The sequence below is a fragment of the Mesorhizobium sp. M0047 genome (assembly GCF_040323315.1).
Taxonomy (GTDB): domain Bacteria; phylum Pseudomonadota; class Alphaproteobacteria; order Rhizobiales; family Rhizobiaceae; genus Mesorhizobium.
Map to the genome: position 1 here is coordinate 14,739 of NZ_JAMYUW010000047.1, position 17,970 is coordinate 32,708.

General features: G+C 58.3%; 13 protein-coding genes. 2 read left to right on the forward strand and 11 right to left on the reverse strand.

Features of this window, described 5'->3' with window-relative positions; translation table 11 throughout:
- Window positions 1–413: 413 nt before the first annotated feature.
- A complete protein-coding gene (locus tag NKJ89_RS30360; protein WP_352607981.1) occupies window positions 414–1,838 on the forward strand; it encodes a glutamate-1-semialdehyde 2,1-aminomutase in 1,425 nt (474 codons plus the stop codon).
- Window positions 1,839–2,035: 197 nt separating this feature from the next.
- Here NKJ89_RS30360 and NKJ89_RS30365 read toward each other — a convergent pair whose 3' ends face one another.
- The 4 genes from NKJ89_RS30365 to NKJ89_RS30380 form a co-directional block, all read right to left on the reverse strand.
- Window positions 2,036–2,314 carry a hypothetical protein gene (locus NKJ89_RS30365; protein ID WP_352607983.1) on the reverse strand — a complete coding sequence of 93 codons (279 nt, stop codon included), beginning with the start codon at window positions 2,312–2,314 and terminating at the stop codon, window positions 2,036–2,038.
- Between the two features lie 175 nt (window positions 2,315–2,489).
- Window positions 2,490–3,143 (reverse strand): PIG-L deacetylase family protein, encoded by a 654-nt coding sequence (locus NKJ89_RS30370; protein ID WP_352607985.1) that lies wholly within the window; start codon window positions 3,141–3,143, stop codon window positions 2,490–2,492.
- On the reverse strand, window positions 3,140–3,955 hold the full coding sequence (locus NKJ89_RS30375) for a sugar phosphate nucleotidyltransferase (RefSeq protein WP_352607987.1): 816 nt from the start codon (window positions 3,953–3,955) through the stop codon (window positions 3,140–3,142). Before NKJ89_RS30375 ends, NKJ89_RS30370 begins: the two co-directional genes overlap by 4 nt.
- The gene (locus NKJ89_RS30380) at window positions 3,952–5,247 is read right to left on the reverse strand and encodes a methyltransferase domain-containing protein (protein ID WP_352607989.1); all 1,296 of its coding nucleotides are present in this window, start codon (window positions 5,245–5,247) and stop codon (window positions 3,952–3,954) included. The genes NKJ89_RS30375 and NKJ89_RS30380 overlap by 4 nt, the downstream gene beginning before the upstream one ends.
- A 269-nt stretch (window positions 5,248–5,516) precedes the next feature.
- On the opposite strand from NKJ89_RS30380, the gene rfbC reads away from it, so the two are divergent.
- A complete protein-coding gene (rfbC, locus tag NKJ89_RS30385; protein ID WP_352607991.1) occupies window positions 5,517–6,056 on the forward strand; it encodes a dTDP-4-dehydrorhamnose 3,5-epimerase in 540 nt (179 codons plus the stop codon).
- 18 nt (window positions 6,057–6,074) lie between these two features.
- Here the strand turns inward: rfbC and NKJ89_RS30390 are convergent, their stop codons facing one another.
- From NKJ89_RS30390 to NKJ89_RS30420, 7 genes are all read right to left on the reverse strand, one after another.
- Entirely contained in the window at window positions 6,075–6,692 is a 618-nt protein-coding gene (locus tag NKJ89_RS30390) for a class I SAM-dependent methyltransferase (protein ID WP_352607992.1), read from the reverse strand.
- A 187-nt stretch (window positions 6,693–6,879) separates the two neighbouring features.
- Window positions 6,880–8,202: a DUF4910 domain-containing protein gene (locus NKJ89_RS30395; RefSeq protein WP_352607993.1), complete on the reverse strand. Its 1,323-nt coding sequence runs from the start codon at window positions 8,200–8,202 to the stop codon at window positions 6,880–6,882.
- A 5-nt stretch (window positions 8,203–8,207) separates the two neighbouring features.
- Complete coding sequence (locus NKJ89_RS30400; protein WP_352607995.1) at window positions 8,208–9,269, reverse strand: NAD-dependent epimerase/dehydratase family protein; 1,062 nt, start codon at window positions 9,267–9,269, stop codon at window positions 8,208–8,210.
- 305 nt (window positions 9,270–9,574) lie between these two features.
- Entirely contained in the window at window positions 9,575–11,467 is a 1,893-nt protein-coding gene (locus NKJ89_RS30405) for an outer membrane protein assembly factor BamB family protein (protein ID WP_352607997.1), read from the reverse strand.
- A 452-nt stretch (window positions 11,468–11,919) separates the two neighbouring features.
- Window positions 11,920–15,270 carry a GNVR domain-containing protein gene (locus NKJ89_RS30410; RefSeq protein ID WP_352607998.1) on the reverse strand — a complete coding sequence of 1,117 codons (3,351 nt, stop codon included), beginning with the start codon at window positions 15,268–15,270 and terminating at the stop codon, window positions 11,920–11,922.
- 578 nt (window positions 15,271–15,848) lie between these two features.
- Window positions 15,849–16,865 carry a glycosyltransferase family 8 protein gene (locus tag NKJ89_RS30415; protein WP_352607999.1) on the reverse strand — a complete coding sequence of 339 codons (1,017 nt, stop codon included), beginning with the start codon at window positions 16,863–16,865 and terminating at the stop codon, window positions 15,849–15,851.
- 41 nt (window positions 16,866–16,906) lie between these two features.
- On the reverse strand, window positions 16,907–17,887 hold the full coding sequence (locus tag NKJ89_RS30420) for a glycosyltransferase family 2 protein (protein WP_352608001.1): 981 nt from the start codon (window positions 17,885–17,887) through the stop codon (window positions 16,907–16,909).
- Window positions 17,888–17,970: the final 83 nt, after the last annotated feature.

A 17,970-nucleotide genomic window follows, 5' to 3' on the forward strand; every position in this document is an offset into this window, starting at 1 on the left:
TGAGGCGCCCAACCCGAACATCATCATGAGGCATTCGACCTCGGAAAGGACCATGACCCCGGCGATGACAGAGCGAAACTCGGATTGACAATCACCCGCAATTAAAGGGCCGATTCACAGATTTCGCGTTGTCGCGCTACCGGGAGCCACTCGAGACAAATGGCTCCTTCTGATCGTTTCATTGCCCCGAACTCCTGACCGCGTGCTGCAGGAAGATATTCACGGAGTGCTCCGATTCGCTCGATTGGTCGCGATAATCTGGTTCTGCGGCCCCCTCAAAGGCTGTTCCATTGCGCGGCAGCAAAGTCGGTGCCTGTCTGGCTATCCACCATAAGTGCTAGCTCCTAACCTTATGGCGAACGCGCAAACCTGAGCCGAGCATGTAGACTTGTCGCCGGAATGGAGTGGTTGGCATGTCCGAGCAAAGCCTTCGTTTTCGCAAATCCGCCCGCCTACAGGAACGCGGTCGCGAACTGATCCCCGGCGGTAGCCACACCTACGCGAAAGGCGAGGACCAGTATCCGATCCTGGCGCCTGGCTTCATCGAACGTGGCTCAGGGTGCCACGTCTGGGACGTCGACGGCAACGAGTACATCGAATACGGCATGGGCAATCGTTCGGTCGGGCTGGGGCATGCCTACCCGTCCGTGGTTCGAGCGGTGGAAAGGGTCCTCCAAGGGGGGTCGAATTTTACGCGGCCTGCCAGGATCGAAATCGACTGCGCCGAGACGTTCCTGGAGCTTATCGGGGCGCAGATGGTGAAGTTCTGCAAGGACGGATCCGATGCGACCTCCGGAGCAGTTCGCCTTGCCCGCGCCTATACAGGTCGCGATCTCGTTGCCTGCTGCTCCGATCATCCGTTCTTTTCGACGGACGATTGGTTTATCGGAACCACACCTATGAATGCCGGCATTCCGGAAGCAGTGCGAAAGCTCACAGTTTCTTTCCGGTACAATGACATCGGAAGCGTGAAGGAATTGTTCGACAGGCACCCCGGCAAGTTGGCAGCCCTCATCCTCGAGCCCTCCCGCGGCGACGATCCGGTGGACGGGTTCCTTCATGAAGTCCAGCGTCTCTGCAGGGAAAAGGGCGCTTTGCTCATATTCGATGAGATGATCACCGGGTTCAGATGGCATGCGGCCGGTGCGCAGAAGCTCTATGGCATAGAGCCGGACTTGTCGACGTTCGGCAAAGCGCTTGGCAATGGGTTTTCGGTCTCGGCCCTCGCCGGCAAACGCGAATATATGCGGCTCGGCGGTCTCGAGCATACGGACCGCCCAAGGGTGTTTCTCCTGTCGACCACGCATGGCGCGGAGACCCACGCCCTTGCGGCGGCGATCGCAAACATGCGGACTTACCAAAACGAGCCGGTGATCGAACACCTGCACTGTCAGGGGACGAAACTGAAGAAGGGGATCACAGAGGCCGCCAGTCGGCATGGGGTGGATAGGCACTTCAAGGTAGTCGGCCGTCCCTGCTGCCTAGCATTTGCCACGTTCGACCCTGACGGAAAGCCGTCGCAGGCATATCGCTCGCTGTTCCTGCAGGAGACGATCAGGCGTGGAGTGCTTATGCCGTCTCTCGTCGTCAGCTATACGCATGACGACGCGGCCGTCATGAAGACGATTGAGGCCATCGATGGTGCACTGGCCGTGTATGCTCAGGCCCTGGAATCAGGAACGAGCCGCTTCTTGGTAGGCCGCCCGTCACAGGTTGTCTTCCGCCGTTTCAACACTGGTGATGGCCGAGATGAACCAACGAGAACGCCAGAGACCTTTCAAGTCCCGAATGCTATGGCCATGGGACAATCCGAAAGCCGGCCCGCGGCAACATCCTGACGCGTCTGAGGCCTTCCTCATCCTCTCGAACCACCAAGGACCATCGCGGCAATCCCGCGGTGGTCCTTGGGCCATGGGACAGGATCTCACTTCGTCGGTTGCGGGAAACAACAAGGCACAAGCTATCACCCCATGAGGGCGAGCAGAGGTGCAGGACAAAGTCGAAGCCATCGATGGCTCGTGCGGAAACCGCCTAATCAATCTGCAGTGGCAACAAGCTCGGGAAACGTGTGATTTCTCACCCAAATAACGGCTTCCTCGATGGTATCGAAGTTCTTGTGCAACCCGCTCAGCAGTCCAAAGCCTGTCTCGAGGAACCATTTGCCTTTCATGCAGTAGGCTTCCTCGTCAATCTGGGTAAGGACGGCGACCAGCTGGTCGGATTTCCACACCAGAACCCCGTCTTCTCCCCCATCGACGGTTCCAATTCGAGCTTCGCTGCAAGTAAATCCAGGCGCAACGTTGGCATTGCCCATTTTGACAAAAATCCCTTCAACCTCAAAATAAAATGGTAGAAAAGAACGCCGTAGGATTTTCTGTGGGTATTTTCGGCCAGCGGCAGCGAATTAATTAACAGATCGCGCGGTCAGTTCAATCTGTTTCATCCGGTCATCCACTGCTCATTTCTTCGCGAAAAATGCGCGCGAGCCGCTACAGAATCTTGACCTTCCTTAGCGTGAAGGCCTCGGCATAATGCTCGGGCGCCCGGCATTCCATCCCGCGCAACCGTGCAAGTCCGGCAAATGTCTCGCGATCGAACCAGTCCTTGGAGCGCTGCGACCCGAAGTGCTCATGAAGCAGTCCGAGCTTGCGTTCCAGCAGGTCTGCCGTAAGCGGCACGTAGGCGTTGGGTTGGCAGAGATCGCCGTCCCAATTCGCAATCTCGTATTCGAGCACGAGATGATCGCGGAAGACGTTCCAGGTCAGTTGGTTGACCTCCCGGTGATCCTGATGAGCATCGAACTTGGCGTGGGTCAACACCACGTCCGGACGTATCCTTGATCTTACGTCCATCAGCCACTGCTTTATCGATCGGCTATGGGCGGGGAAGTAGCTGTCCTCAAAATCCGCAATCTCGACTGTGGACGAGCGTGATCCTTCGAGAAAAGCTTCGGCCGAAGCCCTGGCTTCGGCCGAGCGCTGGCCGCCGGCGCTCAGGACGCACCAGGAGACGTGCAGTTTGACCCCCGACGCGATCAGACCGAGTATCGTGCCGCCCGCGCCGATCTCAATGTCGTCGGAATGGGCCCCAAGGCAGAGGATCGAAAGTTCCTCCCCGCCACGTGCGAGGCCAAGCCCCCTCATGATGCAGCCAACACCACGCTGCGCCTATTCTTCCCGGCGGTGACACTCATATTCCAGGGCATGTCACCCTTTTCGACCATATCTTCAAGCGACTGCCAGTCGCGAAGCGTATCCATCGAGCGCCAGAACCCCTCGTGCTTGTATGCCATCAGCATGTTGTCGTCGATCAATCGCTTGAAAGGTTCGAGAACGAGTTCCTCGCCGTCACGCATGTAGTCGAAGATTTCGGGGCGGAACACGAAATACCCCCCGTTGATCCAGATCTCGGACGTCTCCGTCGTGCGAAACTCGCGCACGCGACCGTCTTCAGCGATGTCGGCCAAATGATACGTCAGCGGCGCGCGCACAGCCAGGAAGCAGCCGATCTTGTCGCTGGCCTCGAACTTCGCGATCACATCGTCAAGGTCGACGTCGGTCAGGCCATCAGAGTAGTTGGCCAGAAACATCTTTTCATTCCTGACGTGGTCCCTCGCTGCCCAGAGGCGTTCTCCGATGTTACGCCAGATGCCCGTATCGAGAAGGGTAATGCTCCAGTCCTTGATCGTGTCACCGAGCAGTTTTACGTCCTGACCTCCATGCGTGACGACGCAATCGGAAAAGGTCTGCGGCCGGGTATTCAGGAAGAAATCCTTGATGACATTGGCCTTGTAGCCCAGACACAAGACGAATTCGTCGTGCCCGTAGTAGCTGTACCACTGCATCACATGGCGCAGGATCGGCTGGTGGCCGAGCGGTATCATCGGTTTCGGTATGCTGTCGGAATAGTCGCGAATGCGGGTCCCACGGCCGCCGCAGAAAAGGACGACTTTCATTTTCTCAACTCCGATGGATCGATCACGGTTACGAAAGGAATTGGCACCACGAATTTCGCGTTCCAAGCGGCGACATGGTGCATCTGCTGAATGATCTCGTCCTTCAGGTTCCACGGAAGGATCAGGATGTAGTCTGGCTTGGCCTGCTCGATCGCCTCGATCGGCTTGACCGGGATGTGCATGCCCGGTGTGTAGCGGCCGTGCTTGTAAGGATTGCGGTCAACCGTGAAATCGAGGAAGTCGGTGCCGATGGCGCAGTAGTTGAGCAGCGTGTTGCCCTTGCCAGGCGCGCCATAACCGCAAATCGTCTTACCCTCTTCCTTGGCCGAAATCAGGAACGCGAGGAGATCGCGCTTCGCGCGCTGCGCCTTGTAACCGAAAGAGGCGTAGGTCGTCATTTCCGTCAGCCCATGCCTCTTTTCGCGGTCGAGCAGTTCGGCGACACTGTCACGCGTGGCCCGGTCGCTGCCCTGGTGGGCGAGATAGACCCGTAGCGAGCCGCCATGGGTGGGCAGTTCCTCGACGTCGATCAGCCGCAGCCCGTGTCGGGCCGCCATGAAATCGATCGTCAGCAGCGAGAAATATGAAAAATGTTCGTGGTAGATTGTGTCGAACTGGTTCTCTGCCATCAGCCGCTCGACGTGCGGAAACTCGAGGGTGACCACGCCCTCGGGTTTGAGCAGGATCTTAATTCCCGCGACGAAGTCGTTGAGGTCGGGCACCTGCGCCAAGACATTATTGCCGATAATAAGGTCGGCGTGGAGCCCTTCGGCCACCATCTGAAGTGCCAGCCGCACCCCGAAGAAGTCGACCCGCGTGGGCACGCCCTTTTCGACTGCAGCGCGCGCGACGTTGGCCGCAGGCTCGATGCCAAGCACGGGAACGCCAAGTGCCAGCAAGTGCTGCAGCAGGTAACCGTCATTGCTTGCGAGTTCGACCGCGAAACTGTGGGCGCCAAGCCCCAGTCGCTTCGCGATCGCCTCGCAATATGCCTTGGAGTGGGCCACCCAGCTTGTCGAGAAGGAAGAGAAGTAGGCGTATTCGCTGAAGATGGTCTCGGGGCTCATATACTCCTTGAGCTGCACCAGGTAGCAGCATTCACAGACCAGGACATTGAGCGGATAGTAGAGTTCCATCTGGTCAAGCTGGTCGGCCTGCAGGAAGCTCTCGCAAGGAGGCGACATGCCCAGGTCGACCAGACTGTGTCGCAGGCGCGATCCGCACAGCCTGCAACTGACATTCAAGCGTGCCATATGCTGATCGCGAGCGATTTCGATAGCCTGAATATTCATCCCGTACCCCTCTGCCCGTTTGAAAAAGGAGACGCGGGTGGCTGACCTGTCCGCCGCGCTCCGCAGGACGCATTTGGACCCAGGTTAGGGGGGGTGCCCCCCGAGTTCGATTTGCCAATCCGTTGGGTGCCTTAATCCTTATAGGGAAGCGTGGGCCCGGCATACGGCGATCGGAGAAGCCAGCTAAGGCTTAGGTCTCTCTTCCAGCCTGGCAGGCGGTGGCGACAATCAGATTGCCGGTCCTTGCCCGGCTGCAGGGATTTAGAGGCATGCGATTTACCGAAACGGAGCTGAATGGCGTCTGGTTGATCGAGCCGACGCCCGTGGTTGACGATCGCGGTTCCTTTACGCGCGTGTTCTGTGAAAAGGAGATGGCCGATTGCGGGCTGGCGACGCGCTTTGTCCAACACAGCCGCGCGCATTCGGTCAAAAAGGGAACACTGCGGGGATTGCATTTCCAGAACGACCCTTATGCCGAAGTTAAACTCGTCTCCTGCGTCCGCGGGGCGATTTTCGACGTGGTGGTGGATCTGCGCCCGAACTCGTCGACACGCTACAGCTGGCTGGGCTTCGAGCTGACGCCCCAGAACATGAGGCAGGTCTATATACCTGCCGGGTTCGCGCACGGGCTCCAGACCCTTACGGATGATGCCGAGGTCTCGTATCTCATATCGCAGTTCTATACGCCTCACGCGTCGAGGGGTGTCCGCTACAACGACCCTGCCTTTTCGATAGGCTGGCCCTTGATGCCGACGGCGATGTCGGAGAGGGACATCAACTGGCCGCTGCTGAAGAAGCTGGTATTCTAGCCTCGGAGGCTCCATCCCTTAAAAGTTTACAAGAAGTATCGTCCTCATCTCTTCTCCGGGACCAGCTTGCGGATTTGCTACGGGTAGACTCAGCATCGTTGTTCCTTTCCGCCCAAATGGTGGAAGGTCAACGTACACACCGGAATTGAATACAACGCGGGTGTCCGGACCCGTCCACTTGTTGAGGTTTGGTTTTTTGAGTCTGGACGGTGCAGGCAAATGCTCCGTAATCAGGACGAATTTGTGTATAGCCGTGCGTGCCAAAATTTCACCGATGGTGTCATTGTCAAGGTGCTGCAAAACTTGTCTGATGATGCACAGATCGGATTTAGGAAGATCCTGTTTGCTCGCATCGAAGTGCTCGAAACAAATTCCTTCGCGTGCGAATTTTTCTCGGTTTTGCTCGATCACGAACGACGAAACATCAACTCCTAAATAGCGTTTTGCATGGTCGGCATACTTCTGCGCGACTTCGAAATCGCCGCACCCAATCTCAACGATACTTTCAACCTGTTTCTCGGTGATAAAATTCCGCACGAACGCAACATAAGTCGCAACTGATGGATCGTAGGAGCCGGATCCCGAGTAAGCAACTCCATTCTCCGATTTGCCCCAGATCGAAGTTTTGTAAATCAAATTGAAAATCTCAGTATTGGACCCAGACAATCTTCCATTGTTCAAAACGGATCGTAGACGCCGGTATGGATTTCTAAAGAGTTTTGGTACGAACACTTCAATTTCCACTAGCTTCCCCCTGATTTCCTTAGGAATATCGAAATAGCAGACGTGATATTCGGATTTCGACACTAGTGCAGGATAGCGTTCATGGCGCCGCGTCGGCCAACAAGCCGTGATCCAAGAGTAGCCCCGCCGCTGCGGCCAGTTCCCTGAACGGGAGGCCCGAGCGCTCGGCCATCGCCAAAAGCGAATGCCGGCCGTCGGCAAGGTTGAGCACCCAAAGCAGGGCCATCGACGTTGCCCCCGAAGACCTCTGCCCTCCCAGCGCGGCGTATAGGCCGCGCGTGCCGAGTTGTGGTTCGCCCTTGGGAAAAAGGTTCAGCGGCGTCCAGTCTGCTTCGACGATCTCGATCACGTCCATCAGGATCCGGAAGGAATCCGCCAGGTGCTCGGGTCCAATGAAGTCGAGATTGTCGGCAGACGTGTGGTATTCGGGGAAGGTCCCATGGACGCTGCGCTGGAACATGCCGACCGGCAGATCGAAGCCCGGCGAACAATACTGCCTCTCGTCATAGCCGTAAGGGGAGAAATCCATCAATTTTGCCCCGGTTTCGCGCCCGAGCACGTGGGCCATGGCGCGGTCGATGAAGGCGTCGCCGCGGCGGCTGCGCTTGTATGCTGGCCGTCCTGCATCACCCACGCATGAAAGCACCAGACCGTGGTCGATGAGATGTGTCCGGTCCTCGTTGCGGGACAGCCACGCGAGCGCGCCGATCGTGCCCGGAGCGAACAGGAAGCGGTAGCTGTATCGTGTTTTCCTTGCCTCCAGGCTTCTAGCAAGGGTCGCCAGCAGAGCCAGGCCTGAACAATTGTCGTTGGCCAATGACGGGTGGCATATATGTGCCGAAAGGAGGAATTCCCGCTCTGTCTGCCCGCGGTGCAGGTATTCGCCATAAGTGAGGCTGCCGTCTTTGAGTTCGGCATCGATCTCCACCCGGTAGAGACCGTCAGGCATTTTGGCCACACGGTCGTAGTCTGCGCAGAAACCCCATGTCGGGGCGTAGTAGCAGGTGCGGTAGGGGATCACTTGCGGCTGTTCTGGCAACGTATGGATGTGCGATCTCAGCTCGCTGAGCGGCAGTGTCCCCTTGAATGGCAAGCTGTAGTTGACGATGTGCAGGTTGGAGTCGGCAAAATCCAGGACCGTTTGTCCGTCCGGGCCTGTGATGCTCGCCGAGCGAATGTCCCATTCCTTTGGAACGGTCCAGTCGAACACCTGCGTCCCGGTGGGTACCTCATGCCGCTCTAGGTCAATGTGCCCCGACAGGATATCAAGCGTTTGTCGCACACCGTCCCCGGTGATGCTCCTGCAAATCGGAAAGAGACGTTCGGCCAGGGCATGGATTTCCTGGCCGAGAGTGGTGGAAGACGCAAGCGGGCCGAGTCCCCAGGGACTTATGTGTTCCATTCCCGTTAACCTGCCACTCCCTCCAGCTTTCGCGAACCTTCAGTAACGCGCATCCGCTCGTCCAAAAGCCGGTTGGCCAGAAGATACCTGATATGGCCGATGCGCTGGAAGCGTGACCCCTCGAATTCCTCGAGTGTGACATTCGACGCGCTGTAGGCCCGGTAAAGCTGCTCGGCGCCCTTGCGCGCATCCCATTGCGGCTTGAAGGCCGGAAGGGCGCGCGCGATCTTGTCGAAGTTGACGCGATAGGACCGTTTGTCGGGTCCAGCATCCGACGCGAATTCAAGCCGGCAGCCCGGTACGACTTCGGCGACAATCTCGGCAATCTCGCGGATCTTGTAGTTGTGGTCCGTACGTCCCACGTTGAAGGCCTCGTTGTGGATGATCTCGCGCGGCGCTTCCAGTCCGGCGATGAACGCCCTGGAAATGTCTTCGATATGGACGATCGGCCGCCACGGTGTTCCGTCGGATTTCAGCAGGATCACGCCTTTGGTGACGGCCCAGGCGACCAGATTGTTGAGCACAATGTCGAAGCGGAGCTGGGGCGACACGCCGTAGGCTGTGGCGGGCCTGAGATAGGTGGGAGAGAAGCTGCTGTCGGCCAATTCGGAAATATCCCGTTCCGAGAGCACCTTGGACCAGCCGTAGGGCGTGACCGGGTTCAGCTCGCCCGTTTCGTCAACCATTTCCTCTCCCGCCTGCCCGTAGTTGCTGCACGATGACGCGAGAAGGAACCGTGACACGCCGGCCTTCTTCGCGGCGTTCGCGAAGCGAACACTGCCCTTGTGGTTGATTTCATAGGTGATTTGCGGATCGAGATCGGACAACGGGTCGTTGGAAAGAGCCGCCAGGTGGATGACGGCGTCGAAGCCTTCCAGGTCGCGCGCATGCACATCCCTGACGTCCTTTTGGATCGATGGAACGGAAGCCTGCGCTCCGCCCGAGGCAAAGGTGCAGCGGCGGTAGAGATCGCTGTCGTAACCCGTCACCGAATGTCCGGCGCGGAGCAGCATAGGCACCATTACGGAGCCGATATAGCCTTGATGGCCGGTTACCATGACTTTCATCGCGCACCTCTCCGCAGATATGATCGTAGAGGCTACTTGTGCAGAAAGCAGTGCGGGAGAACGCCATTAGGCGGCCAGGATGCCCCGTTGGACGAAGCCTTGGCGCCCACTACCTCTTTCGAGTGGTACGCTCTTAGTCCTTTCGAGGGCTTTGCCTCACTGTCACGCGTCGCCTGAACTTTGGTTTTCCTCGATCGGCGACCAGGCGGCGGACCTGGAACTCCACGATGTTGGCAGATCGGATTTGGAGTCCCGGCAAATCTGTCGGCTGGTTCTCGTCACGCCAGATATGGCCTCCGGCGGTCTCACAGTCCCAAGACAAACAGTGCCCGCCCGGCTGCGATCGCAATGACCTGCCGACCGTCCACCATAAACGAGATCGGAGCCGCTTTCGTTTCCCCGCCAAGCCGTGCGCGCCAGAGCTCCCGTCCGGTGGCGGAGTCGAGCGCGAACAGGACTTCTCCGGAGGCGCCGAACACCAAGCCGCCGGCAGTCGCGAGCAAGCCGCTGTAGCCTGTGTCCTTTGCCGAGGGCGAGCGGAATTCCCACATCCTTTTACCAGTCGCTGCATCGAGCGCTCGCACCGCCGCGACGGGTGGGGTGACCCACGCGGCCCCGCTCCCAACGTACAGCCCTCCCTGCCCCTGCGCGACTTCCTTGCCACTGGTCTTTGAGAAAATGGATGCCCCCTCGGTCGTCGGCACGAAGACCAGCCCCTGGCTCGCATCGAAGGCCGGATTTTGCCAATTCGTTCCCCCGCCACCTGGCTTAGTCAGGCGTCCCGAAGCCGAAACGCCGCGAGACATGATCGGCCGTCCTGCGGAATCGAGACCGTCGGCCCAATTTTGCTCCACGAAGGCCACTCCAATCAGGAATTCCCCTGTGAGCCTGTCGAGCACATAGTAGAAGCCGTTCCTGTTTGCCCAGCAAATCACCTGGCGATCGACGCCATGGACCTTGAGTTCGGCAAGGATCGGCGTTTGGTTGGAATCCCAGTCATGTTCGTCATGCGGCGTAAACTGAAAATGCCATGCCAGCTTGCCTGATTTCGCGTGCAACGCGATCACGCTGTTGGTGAAGAGATTGTCGCCGAGGCGTGTCTCGCCGGCATAGTCAGGAGCTGGATTGCCCACTCCCCAGTAAAGAAGATCGAGCGAGGGGTCGTAGCTGCCGGTGATCCATGTTGGGCCGCCGCCGGATTGCCAGCCTTCGCCCTCCCATGTGTCGTGCCCCAGTTCGCCAGGGCCAGGTATCGTATAGAACTTCCACAGCTGTTGGCCGCTTGTCACATCGTAGGCGGCCAGGAATCCACGAGCGCCAAATTCGCCGCCGGCAACTCCAACCACGACAGCCTTGTTAACGACCAGTGGCGCTCCGGTCATCGTGAAGCCCTCGGAAGGTTTGGCAACCTCGGTTTCCCAAACAACCTTTCCTGTGTTGGCGTCGACGGCGACCAAAATCCCGTCCAAGGTGCCCAAAAAGAGAGTATTGCCCAGAACAGCAAGCCCCCTGTTCACCCGCCCGCAGCACATCGGTAGGTTGTCGGGGACAGGTCTTTGGTACTTCCAGATCACGTTACCCGACCGAGTGTCGAAGGCAATGATGTTGGCTGGGGGCTCGGTGGTGAACAACGTTCCGCCGACGACGAGAGGCGTTGCCTCAAGAATTCGGTCGGAAGTGTCGAACTGATGAATCCAGCGGACCTGCAGTCGGGACACGTTCTCCTTTGTGATTTCAGCAAGCGGCGAATAGCGCCGACCGTCCAAGGAACCAGAATAGGTCAACCATTGGTCTGCATTCGCCGCCAGCAGGTCGCCGTCGCTCACGCGGAGATCGAGGTGAGCCGCGCGGTCTACGTTCCTGGCGGAATCCTCCGTCTGCAGCGACCTGATATAGCCTACAACCCTCCAACGATCGCCGAACGACAGGTCGGCGTTGGAAGCCATGGGCGTGCCCGCGATGCCATCGCGCAAGACCTTGTAAATGGCCAGGTCGCTGTCGCCATGTATGAGTGACCGGTCAAGCAGAGGAGCGCGCGCGCCGGATCCGTCGTGGCAGGCCGCGCAGCGCCTGCGAAATATTTCGGCGCCGCTGGCGCGGTCCTCCGCGCCGACATGAGGATTAATGACTGCGGCATCTAGGGATCGCCCCTCCGTCACCGTCGGAGTCAAGACGAACCCGCTCGACGGGTTCGTCATCTGGAGCAGTTCCGGCCAGGATAAGTCGGGAACTCCCCCAAGCGCCTTGCGCGTATAGAGTTGTATTCGCCACGTGAAAGAGTGCCAGATTTTTGTACTCTTCGCCTCGTCCAACGGCTGAGGCATATTATTATAAAACAGAGCTCCCGACATCACAGCGGCGACAACAGAAATTATGGCTACATAAATAGTTCGTAACCTACGTCTTTTTCGATGAATTGAATGTGGCATTTGGCTATTTGGGCACTTGGCCTGCTTGGAGCGCATTTCACACGAGCGAGGCAATATCGGCACGTTTTTCCAGCCAACCCGCGAGAGGGACCACCGGGAACATTCGTGTGTAGTCGCCCCGATCCGGGTAGTCGGACGCCTGACGCTTGTCAAAGGAATTTTCCCAGCAAGCGGGGCTTGCCCGCAAGAGGGACAAAAGGAGTAACCCACCGCTCGTGAGGTTAAATCCTAAGCCCCAAGAACGGACGGCTAGCAGCATTGCCGATCCGCGTAGCCAAGGGTCGCAACTTGCGGAGGAAAAGCCGGCTGGCCGAGGGCAGTCCGTAGGCAGCGAGATACTTTCGTGACTGAACAGGGGCCCCGGTGATCAATACGCCGGCTATCGGCGCCTTACTCGCTTGCATCGACCGCACAAGTTGTTTGAGCGCGTCCATGGAGGTTCTGCCCCATTTGACGACCAAGATGACGCCATCCAGAACCGGGCTGACTGTCAACTTGGCAGGTCCAGAAGTGAACGACGGAAGCACTACGATGACAGTATCGTACGCTTCCAATCCTTTGAAGGCGCTGCGCACCTTCTCCTGGACGAGCAGTTCATAGGCGTCAGACGACGAGCATAGAAGCATGTCGAACTTCCGGTTCGGCACGGGCACTATTCTTGGCGCGGCGGGGCCAGCTGCGTGCTCGCCAGCGGCAGGCGATCCCACCACCAGCAGCTTCGTCAGCTCCGGGTTGGGGGCGTCCGCGTCGAGGATCAGCACGCGCTGGCCGGAGATCGAATAGAGCGAAGCGAGGTTGGTTGCCGTCGAGCAAATTTCCTCCCCTTCCACTGTTGACGTAATGCCGAGCCATTTCATGGAATGGCCGGCTCCTGCAAGGCTGATCGCGGTCTTGACGCGCCTGAGGCTATGGCTGAAGGGCGAATACGGAGAGCTTGTCACTTCATCCGTTCGGCCTCCTTTGCGGCCCAATGGCGGCAACTCGCCCAGGCATTCCAGACCGAGCCCCTCGCGGATTTGTTGCGAGGAACGAATGCTCCTGTCCAACAGGTTGCGGACGAAGGCCAGGCCCACTCCAACCATGATGCCGAACAGAGCGCCAAAAGCCAACACCAGCTCGGGCCGCGGATGGCCGGCTGACAGCGGCAGCGCAGCAGGTGTGATGACCCGGACGTCTGCAATCGGATAAGACTGCTGGTTCAGAGAACTGGCGTGCGCCTGCAAAAAATTGCGGTACATCTTGCGGTAGATGTCGGCAGTGAGGTCGAGTTCCTCGAGCGTAGGCTCTTGGGTGTCCTCGCCTGCGTCCCATTTCGTCTTACCTTTGCCGCCTGGTCTGGCGACGTTGTAGTCGTGCCGGGCGCGGAATGCCTGTGCGATCTGCGTGGCATTGTTCATTTGGCTCCGCAGCGCGCCCAGACGTTTGTCGAGCCATGCGCCATCCTCGTGAGCCTCCGCTCCCTTGGTCACCAGCTGTTCGAGCACGAGGGCGTTCGCGGTGGCGTTGGCTATCTTTGCCGACAATTCGGGATCATGGGAGCTGAACGAGATTTCGATCGCGTACGAGCCACCGAGCCGACGAATGTCGAGTCCGTTCTGAAAAGTCAGCATGGTACGGCGGCTGCGCTTGAATTCTGCGCTCTCGGGTGTTGTGCTGTCAGCACCGTCCAGGGGCGGCACCCCCTCGCCAGTCGATTCGGAAGCGTAGGCATTCTCGGTTGTTTGGAAGCCGAGCGCTTTCAGCGTGAACGCGCTGAACCTGTCGAAGCGTTCAGCCAAGGTAGGATTTTGCGGCCGATTGAAGGTCGCGTCGTGCCGCAGGTTGAGTTCGTCTATAACCATCATGGCGGTCTTTTCGGACCTCATCAGGGCGATCCGGCTTTCGATCTGCGCCGTATCCAGGGACAGGTTCACTTTGCCGGACTGCTGCTGGAGGAGTTTGGAGAGGTTCGGCTCGATGAGAATTTGGGTGCTCGCCCTGTACATGCGCTCAGTGGTAATAACGTAGATTCCTGCGGCGAGGATGCCCACCGCTAGGCAACCCATGATTGAACGAGCATACAACTTCAGGAAACCTGTAATGTCGGACAGGCTGATGAATTCCTGGTCGATTGGATTGGTCGCTGGTCGCAAGACAGCCGGATCGTCGATCGATGATTCCTGCTGTCCAGGCAATTGCCTGGCCAGGGCATGCCTGTTCCTGCGGGCGCGGACCCTGGTTGCGGCGATGACGGCAAGAGCGATGAAGAACACGATGCCTGGGTCCGCGGTCCCACTCGAAATGGAAGCGGCAACGATTGCGGCCAAGGCGCATGCACGTACGGACGACACCACGGCATCCGTTTCGCGGTCGACATACGACCTGAGCTCGCCAAGTCCGCGGATTAAGACGACCAGAAGCGCCGCCATCATCAGGCTGCCTGCCAAGCCGAGTTGCGAGACCACAGCAATCGGCCAGCTGGAAGCGCGCGAGCTGCCGAATCCGATGCCCAGGCCGCTGGTGTCGGCAAAGGACTGGAGGCTCTTGATATTCCAGTAAGCCCGCTCATGGCCGGAGTCTGTGCTGCCCTTGTTTATAATGGTCGAGTCAATGAGCTCAATGACCGGGTCAAGGAGGCGTTCGTTGTAGAGGATGATTGCCATTACAGCACAGACCCCGGCCGATAGGAGCCCGACGATCAGGATCTCGTCAGTGGTAATTCGACCGGCCAGAAACGAACGAGCGAGGGAAAAAGCCACGGGAACGCTGAACACGGCCAAGCCGACATATGCTGTCGACGACGTACAAAGAAGCAGCAAGACTAGCAGCACCGCGGACAGCCAGCGGGCCAGCCGAGAGCCTGTCTTGCGCCAGTAGACGTAGCAGAACGAAAGGCACGCCAGGGAGACGCCGCCGAAGGCCGATGCTTCGGAATAGGCTCCGGCAATGCGGAAAAAGCCTGCCTGGACCTGCTCTGTGAGCATCGCGTAGTTGGCAGTTCGGATTACCAGCAGAAGGTCCCCAGCTCCCGCGAGCTTGCCCACAAAGTCGAGCAATCCCATGGCGACATGGAGGATGCACCAGATGAAAAACCCTCGCCGAACTTCGTCAATCCTGTCCTTGTTCAGGAGCAGGATGCATAGGGCAATGACGGTGAGGCCGCCAAGAATGAAATATCCGGTTTGCGAGATGTTGGACGAGACCGGCTCGAGCGACGCCTCAATGACGACGCCGTGGCGCGTCTTGGATTGGACGAAGGCACTAGTCTGTCCCGCAAACAGGCGCGGGAACAGCCACGCGCCTGCCACTGCATAAAACATGAGGCCAACGAGTACCCATATGGGCCGGATCTTGCCGAATGCGTCGCCGAGGTCCTGCCAGATCCGCCTCCTGGCGGCGACCCCCGCCAGCAAAAGGAACCCGAAGAAAGTGTAGATAAGCGGCGACGACCCTCCCAGAGAACTGAGCGTCATCAGGGCTGTAGAGCCGAAAGCCAGCGATGCGAGCAGTCCTATGATTAACGGCGCCCGGCAGTAAATTGCCGTCAGCAGAACTCCTGCGCAGACGATGAGACCAACCGGAGAGACCTGCATCTGTTTTCAGACCTGCTCGGGCAGGCGGCAGCCCGGTATTTCCTTCATACGGCTGGTTCCCCCGCGCATCCATATGCATGTCACTTCCTGCCGGCGACCACTCGTCCTGGTTCCGGGCGGTTGCACGACGCCTACCTTTTCAGGAAATAATGCCTGACCGACAAGCGGAACAATGGGAGTAACAGGACGGCGACAAGGTTGAGCGCACCATCCTTTGGAGTATCGCCATACATCCGTTAGGCTGCTCGACTGTTTCCGATCAGCAAAACGGGGCTGCTCCATGCGACGCCGGCTCCACGGCGGATGGTATCCGACGGCCCGCAATCCGGAGGTCTCTTGGTCATGCGGCGCGCAGGGAAGGCAGCGAGAGGAACGTCGGTCCCCGAGAGTGTCTGCAACGCTTCAACACGTGCCATGCGCCGCCATGCTCCGGTAGGCGGCCATGGCTGTGCGTGGGATGACCCCTGCGGACTGAGAGAACCCTTCGAGAGGATCGACGGCAATGATAAGATCGATGTCGGCAAGAGCTTCCCTGACAGTAGCGCCGTCCGTACCGACCTCCGCATGGCCCGCACGTGTCACTGTAACAGCAAGGACAGGATCTTTTGCCTGCGTGTAAGTCTTCGCCAGGGATACACCCACTTCATGCGAAATCTGTTGCGCTCCCGATGAGAAAGACCCGCGACCATCTGCGCCTTTGGGGGGATCGGAAGTGTAATATTGCAGTTTTCGAGCAATGCTTCTGCTTGGCGGTAGAACCTGTTGAAATAGTTATCCCAGGGCCAGCCCGGTGCGTCCCAGGGCTTAGGTGCGCCAACGAAGTGCCAGATCGTCGGCTTGATTCCTCGCTCGCGCGGGTCCAGCGCCATCATATATTCGCTCTGATAGTTGTAGCGCAGAGGTAGTAAGTTGACGTTTCCCCGCGCCGCGTGATTGAGCGCGCTTTGGTCGGATGCGATGCAGCAGTCGGGGTGCTCGCGTAGAAAACCAATTGCCGACGCCGCGATAGAATTCCATGCGTTTTTTGACGCATATATTACACCGGAATTGAAATAAGAGATAGCATTGCATCCCAAATCTCTGAGATACACCATATCCCTGCGCTTAGAAAAACTTAGTTCGTCTACGTATATTCTCATGAAGTCCGACACCGCCATCAGACCGGACTCGGGTGGCGAGATGGCCAATAAGGTCTCGAGCTCGTCATCCACCATGGTGTCGCCGTCGATGTACAGAAAACGTTCGATATCCTCCCCCAACAGTGAACCGATCCATAGCCGTGCCAGCGCGATGGGGGGAACGACGTCGCGATGAAGTCGGGAGAGTTCGGCCAACTGCGGGAAGCTAGCCGCTCTGATTGAAATTTTCGTTCCGGAAACAGCCACGCCAAATTGCTGTAACCACGCTTCCTCCGCATCGACGACGAACAGATAGATAGAGGTATCCCCCCAGGTGTGTGCATCGGCGGATAATGCTGCTGCAAACGTCGGCAGAAAGTAATTCTTGTCGGTGACAAGAATTACTGCGGCCTTTCCGGTAGTTTTCGGGCATGTATGTTGTGGTGCGATTGGTGAAGAGTCGATTAGATCCGGCATTCCCAGCCCCCCAGTCAATGTTTAATTCTTCGAAAATACGGCTACTGGCGTGCACCCCCGAGGGCCTCTAAAATGAACCGTTTCGCACGTTTGAGGGAACCGTCTGTCCTGAACAGATGACCGATCGGCGGCAAAAGCATGGAAGCCGGATCGAGCCTTCGGCCGAACTTGAAAAGGTCCATGCCTGCTGTGCGCTTGCCCCGCATCAGATGCGATATCGCCGACCAGTAGGCGGCTGCGGCCAAATGGCGACGGACCGTGCGATAAAGCCTTGGTGAGTTGGGCATGGTGCTACCTTCGTGAGCAAAGAAGCTGTCCAACACAGTTTCATACTCCTGCAGTCTGCGGAGTGCGTCCTGCCACATGACTTGGGAGATATTGGTCGTGTGTTCCCGTATTATCGCCAGCGGCACGGATAGCTCCGCAACGGATCCGCGGCGGGCCAAGCGCAGCGCCATTTCCAGATCATCGAGCAGTGGGACGGTCGGCCGATAGTGGCCCACTGCTTTTTGCATGGATGTACGCACAAGCATTGCATGGGCAGTCAAGTTGAATTTCATCTTCCGGCAGCACATCTCGATCAACCGGTCCCCATCCGTCAGGGTCCAGCCGTCGGCATTCGCAACTAAGGCAGGAATGTCGTTGCCCGCCAACGGTGCACTGTGCTTGCCCAGCACAAACGACACCTCTTGGAAACGGTCGAGCAGCGCCACCCCAAGGCAAAGGGCACCTGGTACGAGCAAATCATCGGCACAGAGGATCATGAAATAATCGGCGCGCGCCAAATCCACGCCCTCGTTGAATGAGGCATGGGAGCCTAGATTTGCCTGATGGCAAATGACCTCGATCCTGTCGTCGCTCGCTGCCAGCCGATGTGCCACCTCGACGCTGTTGTCGGTGGAGGCGTTGTCGATGATGACGATCCTAACATCCTCGATCCCCTGGATGAGAACGCTTTGAACGCATTGCGGCAGGAAATGCGCGTAATTGAAGCAAGGGATGACGATGTCGACGCTAGCCATCAATCAGAATCTCCAATGAGGGGGAGGATTTGCCAAGATCGCTTACGTCCTCCTGGGCTTCTTCAGCATCGTCTCCATCGAAA